This is a genomic window from Roseovarius indicus, assembly GCF_008728195.1.
Lineage (GTDB): Bacteria > Pseudomonadota > Alphaproteobacteria > Rhodobacterales > Rhodobacteraceae > Roseovarius > Roseovarius indicus.
In genome coordinates this window covers 1,316,638-1,328,475 of the sequence record NZ_CP031598.1, presented here as the reverse complement: position 1 = coordinate 1,328,475, position 11,838 = coordinate 1,316,638, and the positions used below count along the sequence as shown (strand labels likewise).

Annotated in this window: 11 protein-coding genes; 6 read left to right on the top strand and 5 right to left on the bottom strand. The window is 66.3% G+C overall.

Annotated features, from left to right (window positions below; genetic code table 11):
* Both RIdsm_RS06175 and RIdsm_RS06170 read left to right on the top strand, forming a co-directional pair.
* Complete coding sequence (locus tag RIdsm_RS06175) at nt 1-948, top strand: hydroxymethylglutaryl-CoA lyase (protein ID WP_057814537.1); 948 nt, start codon at nt 1-3, stop codon at nt 946-948.
* A gap of 19 nt (nt 949-967) precedes the next feature.
* Nucleotides 968-2,584, top strand: a complete 1,617-nt coding sequence (locus tag RIdsm_RS06170) for a GMC family oxidoreductase (protein WP_057814535.1) — start codon at nt 968-970, stop codon at nt 2,582-2,584.
* Here the strand turns inward: RIdsm_RS06170 and RIdsm_RS06165 are convergent.
* On the bottom strand, nt 2,581-3,300 hold the full coding sequence (locus RIdsm_RS06165; RefSeq protein WP_057814533.1) for a GntR family transcriptional regulator: 720 nt from the start codon (nt 3,298-3,300) through the stop codon (nt 2,581-2,583). The genes RIdsm_RS06170 and RIdsm_RS06165 overlap by 4 nt on opposite strands.
* Before the next feature lie 228 nt (nt 3,301-3,528).
* On the opposite strand from RIdsm_RS06165, the gene RIdsm_RS06160 reads away from it, so the two are divergent.
* The 3 genes from RIdsm_RS06160 (at nt 3,529) to RIdsm_RS06150 (ending at nt 6,519) form a co-directional block, all read left to right on the top strand.
* Nucleotides 3,529-4,632 carry a type 2 periplasmic-binding domain-containing protein gene (locus tag RIdsm_RS06160; protein ID WP_057814531.1) on the top strand — a complete coding sequence of 368 codons (1,104 nt, stop codon included), beginning with the start codon at nt 3,529-3,531 and terminating at the stop codon, nt 4,630-4,632.
* A 69-nt stretch (nt 4,633-4,701) separates the two neighbouring features.
* Nucleotides 4,702-6,009 (top strand): TRAP transporter large permease, encoded by a 1,308-nt coding sequence (locus tag RIdsm_RS06155; protein WP_057814529.1) that lies wholly within the window; start codon nt 4,702-4,704, stop codon nt 6,007-6,009.
* A 9-nt stretch (nt 6,010-6,018) separates the two neighbouring features.
* Nucleotides 6,019-6,519: a TRAP transporter small permease gene (locus tag RIdsm_RS06150; protein ID WP_057814527.1), complete on the top strand. Its 501-nt coding sequence runs from the start codon at nt 6,019-6,021 to the stop codon at nt 6,517-6,519.
* Between the two features lie 14 nt (nt 6,520-6,533).
* On the opposite strand, the gene RIdsm_RS06145 is transcribed toward RIdsm_RS06150, so the two are convergent.
* Nucleotides 6,534-7,508 carry a quinone oxidoreductase family protein gene (locus RIdsm_RS06145; RefSeq protein WP_057814526.1) on the bottom strand — a complete coding sequence of 325 codons (975 nt, stop codon included), beginning with the start codon at nt 7,506-7,508 and terminating at the stop codon, nt 6,534-6,536.
* A gap of 115 nt (nt 7,509-7,623) precedes the next feature.
* Between RIdsm_RS06145 and RIdsm_RS06140 the strand changes: the two genes are divergently transcribed.
* Complete coding sequence (locus RIdsm_RS06140) at nt 7,624-9,078, top strand: aldehyde dehydrogenase family protein (protein WP_057814524.1); 1,455 nt, start codon at nt 7,624-7,626, stop codon at nt 9,076-9,078.
* On the opposite strand, the gene RIdsm_RS06135 is transcribed toward RIdsm_RS06140, so the two are convergent.
* From RIdsm_RS06135 to RIdsm_RS06125, 3 genes are read right to left on the bottom strand one after another with little or no spacing between them, the layout of a single operon-like run.
* Nucleotides 9,062-10,456: an FAD/NAD(P)-dependent oxidoreductase gene (locus RIdsm_RS06135; protein ID WP_057814522.1), complete on the bottom strand. Its 1,395-nt coding sequence runs from the start codon at nt 10,454-10,456 to the stop codon at nt 9,062-9,064. The genes RIdsm_RS06140 and RIdsm_RS06135 overlap by 17 nt on opposite strands.
* Entirely contained in the window at nt 10,449-10,739 is a 291-nt protein-coding gene (locus tag RIdsm_RS06130; RefSeq protein WP_057814520.1) for a (2Fe-2S)-binding protein, read from the bottom strand. Before RIdsm_RS06130 ends, RIdsm_RS06135 begins: the two co-directional genes overlap by 8 nt.
* The gene (locus RIdsm_RS06125; RefSeq protein WP_057814518.1) at nt 10,723-11,832 is read right to left on the bottom strand and encodes an NAD(P)/FAD-dependent oxidoreductase; all 1,110 of its coding nucleotides are present in this window, start codon (nt 11,830-11,832) and stop codon (nt 10,723-10,725) included. The genes RIdsm_RS06130 and RIdsm_RS06125 overlap by 17 nt, the downstream gene beginning before the upstream one ends.
* Nucleotides 11,833-11,838 lie beyond the last annotated feature (6 nt).

Sequence of the window (11,838 nt, the reverse complement as noted above, 5' to 3'; positions counted from 1 at the left end):
ATGGCCGATCTCGTTCGTATCAGGGAAGTGGGGCTGCGCGACGGATTGCAGCTGGTGAAAGATGTCCTGCCGACTGAGCTCAAGCTGGAATGGATCGAAGCCGCGGCCGGCGCGGGCCTGCCGGAAATCGAAGTCACAAGTTACGTCCCCCCGCATGTCATTCCCCAGTTTGCCGATGCCGACGCCGTGACTGCGGCCGCGCTCGAGGTACCGGGCACGCTCGCCTCTGCCCTCGCCGTCAACCTGAAGGGGGCCGAGCGCGCCTATGACCTCGGGATTGGCAAGATCAACTACGTCATTTCGGCCAGCGAGATGCACAGCCGCGCCAATGTGCGTCGCACCCGCCAGGAAGCCGTAGAGGCCTTTCGCGCAGTGGCCGCCGAGCGCCGGAGCCGTGGGCTCGAGGGGAAGGTGGCCCTGAGCTGTGGCATCGCCACGGCCTTTGGCTGCACCCTGCAGGGTGAGGTCGCGGAAGCCGATGTTTTGCGGCTGGTTGCGGAAGCAGTCGAGGCCGGGGCCGACGAGATCATGATCGCCGATACCGTGGGCTATGCCGACCCGCTGAGGGTACGCCGGCTATTCGCCGCAGTCCTGGCCGAAACGGGAAGCACCCCGGTCGCCGCCCATTTTCACGACACGCGCGGTCTTGGCCTTGCAAACGTCATGGCGGCTGTCGAGACCGGCATCCGCCGCTTTGACGCCTCGCTGGGAGGGTTGGGCGGCTGCCCATTCGCGCCCGGCGCCACGGGCAATATCGACACGGAAGATACCGTCTACCTGCTGGAAACGCAGGGGCTTTCCACCGGTATAGACATGAGGGCGCTGTTGGATCTTCGCAGCCGGCTGTCGGCTTGGCTGCCGAACGAAACACTGGGCGGCGCGGTGCAAAAGGCGGGCATTCCAGGCTTGGCCGAAAGCTATCCATCGCTTGCCACCGCCATGGCTTGATACGCGCAAGAGGAACGACATGACCGCGAGCGAGACACATGATTACATCGTCATCGGAGCAGGCACCGCCGGATGCCTGCTGGCCGACCGGCTGACCGAAGACGGCACCCGCAATGTCTGCGTGATCGAGGCCGGCCCGCGGGACAGCCACCCGTTCATTCACATGCCGGCGGGCTACATCAAGACCCTCGTGAACCCCAGATACACCTGGCAATTCACCTCAGAACCGAGTGAGGGCACGGCGAACCGCCCCATTCCGGCGACCCAGGGCCGAACCCTCGGAGGCTCGAGCTCGATCAACGGGATGTGCTACAACCGCGGCCAGCGGACCGATTACGATAGCTGGGCGCAGCGCGGCAACCCGGGCTGGAGTTACGACGACCTGCTGCCACTGTTCCGCCGAACCGAGCGGCGCCTCGGCACGGGCGGGGACGACGCCTATCGCGGGCGATCGGGGGGGCTGCCGGTTTCCGATCTCGACTGGCCGCATACTCTGTGCGACGCTTTCGTCGAGGCCGCCGTCGAGAACGGCATCCCGCGCAACACCGATTACAACGGCCCCGATCAGGCCGGGGCTGGGTTCTATCAGCGGGTCATCGAGGGGGGGCGTCGCCGCAGCGCCGCGCGCAGTTTCCTCGGCCCCGCCCGCCGCCGCGGCAACCTGCGCCTTATCTCCGAAGCTGTGGTGAAACGCATCCAGTTTGACGGCCGACGTGCGACCGGCGTCGTGCTGATGCGCGCAGACGGAACCGAACACACGATAAGGGCGGAACGAGAGGTCATCCTGTGTGGCGGCGCACTCAACTCGCCACGGCTTCTGCAAATCTCGGGTGTCGGACCGTCCGACCTGCTGAACGATCTTGGCGCGCCTGTCGTGCATGACTTGCCCGGCGTGGGCGCCAACCTTCAGGATCATTGGGCCATCCGCGCGACCGCGCGGGTCAAGGGCGTGCGCACGATCAACCGGATGACGCGCGGCCTTCCCCTCATGATGGAAGCGGTCAAATACGCCCTGCGCCGGCCAAGCGTCCTGTCGCTGAGCCCATCGCTCGCCTATGCCTTCTGGAAATCCGATCCCGCGCTCGATCAGCCGGACATCCAGTTCACCTTCGCCCCCGCCAGCTTTGCCGGAGGCATCGTCGGCCTGCTCGACAGCTATGACGGCATGACCTGTGGCGCATGGCAACAACGCCCGGAAAGCAAGGGGCACGTGCGGGCCCGCAGCCTGGACCCGCGCGAAACACCAGAGATCCAGCCCAATTACCTGTCTGCCGAGACCGACCGCCGTGTCATCGTCTCGGCGGTCCGCTGGACCCGTAAGCTGATGGACTCCAAGGCCATGGCGCCATATCTCGTCGCGCTCGAAAGCCCCGGTGCAGAGGTCACGACCGATGACGAGATCCTCGATTATGCCCGCACCCTCGGCTCGACCGTGTTCCATTTCATCAGCACCTGCCGCATGGGGCCCGAGACCGATCCGATGGCCGTGGTCGGCCCCGACTTGAAGGTGCATGGCATCGACGGCCTGCGCGTGGTCGATGCGTCGATCATGCCCTCGATGCCATCGGCCAACACGATGGCCGCGACCTACGTGATCGCCGAGAAAGCCGCCGACACGATCATCGGCGCGACCTAGCGTTCGCGGAAGACGTTGGTCATGACGTAGCGCATGCCGGGGTAGATGTTGCGCGACCGCTCGAACACGGTGCCGCCCGCCTCGAAGTACTTTCGCTCGACCATGAGCGCTGCAACCTCCTCGCCGGCTTCCAGCAGGTCGCGCATCGCGGGGTTGAGAGGGATGGCCGACACGCTCTGCTCGACATATCCCAGCTTCAGCTCGTACTTTTCGAGGATCTTCTCGTAGATCGGAGAATCGTCGCCCGTGCCCTGGTTACGGATATCCGCATAGGCCTCGGCGATCAGGATCTCCGACCAGCAAAGCGGCATGTTGTCAGCCTTGCGCCTGCGAAGCCCGGCCAGGCGGTAATACCGACCGCCCGTATCCTGATCGGTCTTTTCGAGAACGACGAACCCCTGTTGCTTGATCGCAAGGTCGGTAGAGCGGCCGAATTCCGTCAGGCCGCGGATGTCGCGAAGGCTGTGGATGTATTGCGAGAGCGGCTTTGTCGAGGTGACGACAGACCCGCTCTTGCGCTTCCGCGCGATCATGCCCCGCTCTGTCAGCACTTTCAAAGCCTTGCGCACGGTGTACCGGCCCACGCCGAAACGCTCCTGCAGATCGGCCTCGGTCGGGAACCGTTCACCGACATTGTAGGCGCCGCTGACGATCTCCTGCTGCAATTCGTCGGCCAGCACCGAGTGATGGATCGTTGCAGTCCTGCCGTCGGTCATTAATGGTCTCCTGAATCGGGGCTTCCACCATCCACGGCGCGTCGCGGACTTGTCCAGACCATGATATTTAGTCCGAATAAATTTGCCAACATGTCTTGTGCGAGGTATTTTGTTCGAATATAATAATACCTAGGGTAATCATGCCAAAATACACCGCGCAGACGGGGCCGGCGTTACCCGACGAATGTTCCGATCGAGGGGTCGGGATGGTTAGGGAGGACTACCATTATGAACATCAACGTCGTGCGCCGTATCGGCACACGGGCGGCCGCTGTCGCCACCGCAATCGGGCTGGCAAGCGCCGCTCACGCCGACAATTTCTCAATCGCCTCTTCGCTGCCGCGCGCGCATCTCTGGGTTTCGGCCCACAAGGAGGTGCTGATGGAACGGCTCGAGGAGAAGACCAGTGGCGAGATGACCTTCACGCCGTTCTTCGCGGGCGAGTTGACCGGCCTTGGCCGTGAGCTCGATGCGCTGCAGAACGGCGTTGTCGACATCATCGACCCGCTGGTTGCGCCCTACCACGAAGGCGCCTTCCCGCTGAGCGAAGTCACGCAATTGCCGACATACGAGACCGACTCGGTCATGGTCACCCGGGCGTTCCAGAACTTGATGGACAGCGACGTCGAGCTGGTCGACGGCAAGACGTTCTACGACTACGAGATCGGCGACAAGGGCATCATCGGCTGGGGCATCGGCGCCACCGCGGCCTATTCCATCTCGACCACCGGCAAGAAACTTGAAGCGCCCGGCGATTTCCAGGGCGTCCCCATGCGTGCGGGCTCGGGTCTTCAGACCATCGTGCTCGAGAAACTCGGCGCCACGCCGGTCACGATGCCCGCCTCTCAAGCCTACGAGGCGCTGTCGCGCGGCACGATCGAGGGGATCGTGCTCGCCGTGGTCGACTGGAAGAGTTACTCCATGGAGCAGCTTCTGAAATACACGATCGAAGGCGTGTCGATCGGCCAGTGGGAAAGCTATCTGGCGATCACCCAGGACGCATGGAACCGGATGTCGCCGGAAGAACAGAAGATCTTCGACGAGACGGCCCGCCAGGTGTCGATCGACGCGGCACAGCAGTGGGAAGAAGGTGTGGGCGCGGTGCGCCAGGTCGCCGTCGATGCCGGGTCGGAATTCGTTGCGATCGACGATCTTTCACCCGAGATGCAGGCCCATATCGCCAAGGCGGCCGAGGACACCTGGGTCGAGTGGATCGAGAAGCTCGAAGCGCAGGGCCATCCTGCCAAGGCCGCGGCAAAGCTCTATGGTGAGTACATCGTTGCCGAAGGCGGTGTGCTTCCGACCGGCATTTCCGAGTATCTCGGACTCTGAGTCGACGGCAGCGGCGCGTCTGGTGCGCCGCCGCCGGTATCCGACCGGATCGGCAGGGGGGAGAGTGCCATGTCCCATGAATTCACGCTTTGGTTCGTCGGAGCCTGGTTCGCCATCGCCCTTTTCCTCGGACAGGCCGTGGCAACCTGCCTTTTCGGGGCCGGGCTGGTCGGGGTCTATCTGTGGGCCGGGCCGCGCGTGCTGCACGGGCTGGTCGGACAGGACATCTTCTTCACCGCCTCGACCTATTCGCTTTCCATTGTGCCGCTCTATCTGCTGATGGCGCAGGCCCTGCTCAAGGGCAACGTGATCGTCGATCTTTTCCGTATCGGGCGGCGTCTTGCGGGCCCAAGGCGGCTGCCGCTCGGTGTGGCCACGATCCTCACGGGCGGAATGCTCGGCGCGGTTTCGGGGTCAGGCAGCGCGAGCGCCGCCTCTCTTGCGGTCCTTACCGGGCCCGAGCTTGAAAAATCGGGTTATACCAAGGTTTTCGCCGTGGGTCTGGCCGCCATTGGTGGGTCGCTTTCGGCCATCATCCCCCCCAGCATCATCGTCATCATCTACGGCTCCATGACCCTGGTGCCGATCGGGGCGCTCTTCATCGCCTCCATCGGGCCTGCGATCCTTTGCATCCTGGTTTTCATCTTCTGCCTCTGGGCCTTTTCCGACATCCGGCCCGAGGCCCGCGGCAGCGATGCCACGGTGATCGAGGACGAACCCATCGGGCCCGGCACGATCATCTCGTTCCTGTTCGTGCTCTTCCTGATGTTCGTCGTCTTCGGCAGCATCTACGGCGGCATCGTCACGGTCGGCGAAGCCGGCGCCATGGGCGCCTTTGCCGCGCTGACCGGCATGCTGGCCATGCGCCGGATCGGGTTGCGCGACATCTACGCCGCCCTTACCGAGTCGGCCAAGGTCACGGCGATGCTGGTGCTTCTGGTGATCGCCGCCCAGGTGTTCTCGCGGTTCCTGAGCTTTTCGCAACTGCCGCGCACGATCCTGTCTGCTGCCGAGCCGATGATTGATCAGCCGCTGATGCTGGTGGCCGTTCTGATGCTTGTCATCTTCATTGCCGGCATGATCCTGGAATCCATCGCGGTGATCATCCTGCTCATCCCGATCGTGCAGCCCATGCTGGAAGCCGCGCAGGTCGACATGCTTTGGTTCGGTATTCTTGCGAGCTTCATGATCACGCTCGGCCTCCTGACACCGCCCGTGGGCCTGTCGACCTATGCCGCTGCCAGCGTGTCGAACGTGCCGGTGGCCAAGGTCTTCCGGCCGACGACGCTCTTTGCCTTTATCGCCGCGGTCACCGTGGCCGCCACGATGCTGCTCTGGCCGCCGCTGGTGACCTGGCTGCCCGCCCATATCCGATAGGAGCTTGAAATGCGCTTCTGGTCTGCAATCGGACTGATCGAAAAGAACATGGCCGGGATCGGAGCCGGGCTGTGCATCCTTGCGGTGATGCTGATCACGGTCGCCGGGGTTTTCGGCCGCTATGTCCTGCATACCGACCTCATTCCCGGCGGCTATAACCTGATCGAGCGGGTGCTGTTCCCGCTGATCGTGTTCTGGGCGATGCCGCTGGCTCATCGCGAGGGGTTGTTTCCCCGCTTCGAGCTTCTCTCCGAGCATCTGCCGCGTCTTGCCGCGCGTGCCCTCGGGGCGGCCGTGCTGGCGGTCGAGATCGCGGTCTACCTCGCCATTCTCTATTTCAGCTCGACCTTCGTGATGAAGGCGGTCGACACGGGCCGGACGATGCAGATCGGCACGGATACCTGGCTGCTCTGGCCGATTGCCGTGATGATGCCGCTTGCCTTCCTGCTCATGCTGCTGGAAATGCTGCGGCTGTTCTGGGTCGACGCGGTGGCGATCTTCAGGGGATGACCACCGCGGCGCGATCACGGGCGCAGGATCACCGCCCCTGCCAGCGCGCGGCTTTCCAGCGCCCGATGCGCCTCGGCCGCTTCGGAGAGGGGCAGGCTCAGGGCGACGTCGGGTGTGACGAGGCCCGCCTCCATCGCCCCGAGCAACATTTCGAAGAGAGGTCCGCGCCGCGCGGGATCGGCCAGGTAGTGAAAGATGATCGGCCGCAGAAGCGTATGCGACCCGGCGGCGAGGCGCGACACCTCGAACGGCGGCACCGGGCCGGACGCCTGGCCGAAATTCACGAGATGCCCCAACGGGGCAAGGCAATCGAGCGAGCCTGCGAAGGTGTCCTTCCCGACCGAGTCGTAGGCGACATCGACACCGCGGCCGCCGGTTATTTCCTTCACGCGTGCGACGAAATCCTCCTCGCGGTAAAGGATGACGTGATCTGCGCCGCACGCCTGGGCAACGCGGGCCTTCGCTTCGGACCCGACGGTGGAAATCACGGTCGCGCCGAGCGCCTTGGCCCACCGTGTCACGATCTGGCCGACGCCACCCGCGCCGGCGTGGATCAGCAGGGTCGTTTCGGCCCCCACCCGGTAGGCTTCGGTCAGCAACATGGCGGCTGTCAGCCCTTTCAGCATGCCGGCGGCCGCGGCCTCGTCACTGACGGCATCGGGCATCGGCAGCACCAGCTCTGCCGGCACCACCGCTTCCTCGGTATAGCAGCCATAACGGCCGGTCACGCAGGCGACGCGCGTGCCGGGGGCCGGGCCGGTCACCCCCTCGCCCAGCGCTTCGACCACGCCGACCAGTTCGATCCCCGGAACGCCCGGCAGGTCGAGCGTGCGGTAAAGACCGGTGCGCACGTAGACATCATGGTAATTCGCGCCGATCGCGGAGACGCGAAGGCGCAGCTGGCCCGGCCCGGGCTCGGGGCGCGCGACCTCTTCGAAGACAAGGTTTTCGGCCGGTCCGAATTCCCGCAGGACGATGGCGTTCGGCATGTCGCGCTCCCGTATAATAGGTGTCTGGCCGCTACCGGGCCTCGCCGTCCTTATTATGTTCGAACATAAATCGGGTCAAGCTGCGACCCGCCACGCAACCGCAAAGGAGCCCCTGATGAAAGACCTCGACATTGCCCTTCCCGACCCGCTCAACCTGATCGGCGGGCGCTGGCAGCCCGCGGCGTCGGGCAAGACGCTCGACATGATCTGCCCAAGCGACGGCGCCCCCTTCGCGACCATTGCCGACAGTGACGCGACAGATATCGACGCGGCGGTCGCGGCGGCACGCGAGGCGTTCGACGGCGGGGCATGGTCGGCGCTGACGGCGACCGAACGTGGCCGGCTGCTCATGGCGCTGGCCCGCCTGATCGACGACCACGCCGACCGGTTGGCCCGGATCGAGGCGCTGGACTGTGGCAAGCCCATGAAGCAGGCGCGCGCCGACATGGTGGCGACCGCCCGCTACTTCGAATTCTACGGCGGCGCCGCAGACAAGCTGCATGGCGAGGTCATTCCGTTTCTCAACGGCTACGCGGTCACCGCCGAGCATGAGCCCCATGGGGTCACCGCGCATATCATCCCGTGGAACTACCCGGCGCAGATGTTCGGCCGCACTGTCGCGCCGGCGCTTGCCATGGGCAATGCCACCGTCGTCAAACCGGCCGAAGATGCCTGCCTGACCGTGCTGGCCCTTGCCGCGCTGGCGCAGGAGGCGGGGTTTCCCGACGGGGCGCTGAACGTGGTCACCGGGCGGGGCCACGTGGCCGGGGCTGCGCTTTCGTCGCATCCGGGCATTGATTTCATCTCCTTCACCGGGTCGCCGGAAGTTGGCGTGATGATCCAGACCGAGGCGGCGAAGAACTTCATCGGCTGCACGCTGGAACTGGGTGGCAAGTCGCCCCAGATCCTGTTCGAGGATGCCGATTTGGAGAAGGCGCTGCCGGTGCTGACCGGGGCGATCGTTCAGAACGGCGGGCAGACCTGTTCGGCCGGCTCGCGGGTGCTGGTGCATCGGGACATCTGGGAGACCCTGACCGCGCGGCTTGTCGAGCGGTTCGGCACGCTGGTCGCCTCGTCTCATGGCGCCGACAGGGACCTTGGCGCACTGATCTCCCTGAAACAGAAGGGCCGGGTCGAGGAGTTCCTGCGCACGGCGGGCGCGCCCCTTATGGCCGAGGGCCAGGTCGACCCTGAGGCGCCGAAAGAGGGATACTATGTCGCCCCGCGGCTTTACGGGCCGGTGGACCCGGCCGACCGGCTGGCGCAGCAGGAGGTCTTTGGCCCGGTGCTGGCCGCCATCCCGTTCGAGGACGAAGCCGACGCGGTACGTATTGCCAACGGCACGGAGTTCGGGCTTGCCGCGGGCATCTGGACCCGGGATGGCGGGCGGCAATACCGGGTGGCCAAGGCCCTGCGCTGTGGACAGGTGTTCATCAACGGCTACGGGGCGGGCGGCGGGATCGAATTGCCGTTTGGCGGGGTACGCAAATCGGGCCACGGGCGGGAAAAGGGGCTGATGGCGCTGCTCGAGTTTTCGCGGGTCAAGACGATCATCAATCACCACGGGTGAGCTGATCCGGGGCGATATCCGCCAGTTCCTGAAGCGTCACGGGCTTGAACGGGGGCCGGATGCGGTAATAGCCGGTCTGGTCCGGGGACTGCCCTGTCTCGGCCGCGAGCAGGCCCGTGACCGTGAGGCCGCAATAGCGGCCCTGGCAGGGGCCCATGCCCTGTCGGCCGAAGGCCTTGGCCTGGCTCGGGCCGCGGCAGCCGAGCCTGGCCATTCCGCGGATATCGCCGGCGGTCACCTCTTCGCAGCGGCAGACGATCGTGTCGTCGGCCGGTGACAGGGCGCCGGCATAGGGGGGATAGGCCCTGTCGAGGAAGGGGCGGGCGGCAAGGTCGCGCCGCAATCGGCGGCGCAGCGGTTTCGCCGCGGCATCGCGCTCGGCCAGCGTGAGGGTCGCAAGCTGGCGGGCGATTTCGAGTGCCGAGAGCCTGCCCGCGTTCGCCGCAGCCTCGGCGCCGCCGATGCCGGCGCCATCGCCGGCGATGAAGACGCCGTCGACCGGCGTTCCGCCCCAGTCGTTCCTTTCGGGACAAAAGGCCCCCTGCCCCGCATGCCAGCGGTGCGGGACGCCGAGGCCGCGCGCGACCTGGGTGTTGGGCACCACGCCGTGGTGGAGCAGCACGGTGTCGCAGGGCAAGCGGTGCGTCCTGCCCTTGACGGAGAAGCGAAGTGCCTCGGCGTGGGTCGAGCCCTCGATGGCGATGTCGTCGGCCCCGGTGTAGCGTTTGACGCCGGCCCGCCTGAGTTCGCGCAGAAGGCCGAGGCCCTTGAGCAGGTATCGCCAGCCCCGCAGCGCCCCTGCCCCGTGACGGAGGGCGGAAAGCCGGTCTGACGCGGCCTGGGTCTCGACAAGCGCCAGCGGCGGCGTGCCGGCCCGGCACATCTGGGCGGCCACGAGGTAGAGGAGCGGGCCGGCGCCGGCCAGGACGGCGTTTTCGACGACGAGTCCGGATTGCTTGAGGAGGATCTGGGCGGCGCCGGCGGTCATCACGCCCGGAAGGGTCCAGCCCGGCACCGGCATGGGGCGTTCCAGTGCGCCCGTGGCGATGAGCAGGCGTTTGCCCGTGACCAGCGCGCCGACCCCGTTGGCAGTGTAGGCGACCTGCGCGTCGCCTTCGATCTGCCAGACGACCGCGCCGGAAATATGCGTGATATCGGGGTGTTGCAGGCCCTCGGCCAGTGACGTGCCCTTGTCGTACTCCTTGCCCAGCAGCGCGCGGCGCGTGGGGGATGCACGGGTGATATCGCGATAGATCTGGCCGCCGGGCCCTGGCTGTTCGTCGAGCAGGACGACCGACAGCCCGGCGTCGGCGGCCTGGCGTGCGGCGGCCATGCCGGCCGGCCCGGCGCCGATGATGACGAGATCGGTCTCAGTCATTCGAGACCTCCGCGCCGGCCGACGGGCGGCTGATTTCTATGCCGTCGCGCACCTCGGTCATGCAGGCCTGACGCACGACGCCGTCGATCTCGACCAGGCAGTCGAAGCAGGCTCCCATCATGCAGAACGGGCCGCGCGGGGCGCCGGAGACCGGGGTGCGGCGGAAGGCGGCGACACCGACAGCGAGCAGTTCGGCGGCGAGGTTGCCGCCCTCGGCCAGTTCGAGCGTGGTGCCGTCGAACCGCACCTGCACGAGGGCGGCGGGGTCATCCAGTCTTTGCATTGTCGAACCGTCTTTCACTGAACACCTCGAGATCGGGGGCGCCTTGGGTGCCGTCGAGCCAGTCGGGCAGCAGCAGGGCATGGGCGGCTGCGAGGGTGATGGCGCTGTGGCAGGTGACCATGTAGGCGCCCGGCATCTCGGGGCTTTGCTGGTAGATCGGCAGGCCGTCGGGCGTGAGGACGCGCAGGGCGCCCCAGCTGCGGATGAGCTGGGCGCGGCCGAGGATCGGGTAGGCCTCGATGGCTTCGCGTGCGAGCCCGGCGATGCCGTCGAGGGTGACGCTGTCGTCGAAGCCGACCTCTTCGTTGGTGGCGCCGATCTGGATGCCGCCTTCGTCGACCTGACGGGCGACCAGGGAGGGGCGGTTGATGATCTTCGGCAGTTTCTCGGTGATGAGCACCTGCCCGCGCTGGGGCCGGACGGGGGCGCGGAAGCCCATTTGCGGGCCGATCCCCGCGGCGCCGAGGCCAGCGGTCATGACGGTCTTGGCGGCCTCGACCACGGTGCCATCCTCGCATGTCACGCGGAACTGGCCGTTGCGGGTGATGGCGGTGACGGTCTTGCCGGTCAGCACCTCGCCGCCGAGGCGGCGGGTGTCGGCGGCCAGCGCGCGGAGCAGCTTGAGCGGGTTGGCGTGGCCGTCCTGGTGGTGAAGGATGGCGCCGGTGATCTTGGGGCCGATCTGGGGTTCTTCCTTGCGCAGCTGGTCCTGGTCGAGAATCTCGTAGGGGTAGTCGCCGCCGAGCTGGGCCTTGAGGCCCTCGTATTTCGCGACCATGGCGGCGAGGTCGGTATCGGATTTGAAAAACCAGTAGCCGCCGGTCTGCCTGAGGGCCACGTCGATGCCGGTGTTGGCGAGTAGCTCGTCGGCGAGGCTGCGCCAGAGGGCCGTGGAGCGTTGCGACCAGCGGGCGTATTCGGGGCGGTCGAGGCCCTTGGATTGCACCCAGACGAGGCCGAAATTGCCGCGGCTGGCGCGGAAGCTGCCGTCGCTTCCGTCGAGCACGACGACCTTGTGGCCGCGCCTGAGCAGGCCCCAGGCCACCGAGAGGCCGACGACGCCGCCGCCTATGATCGCGTAGTCAAAGCCCATTCCGCT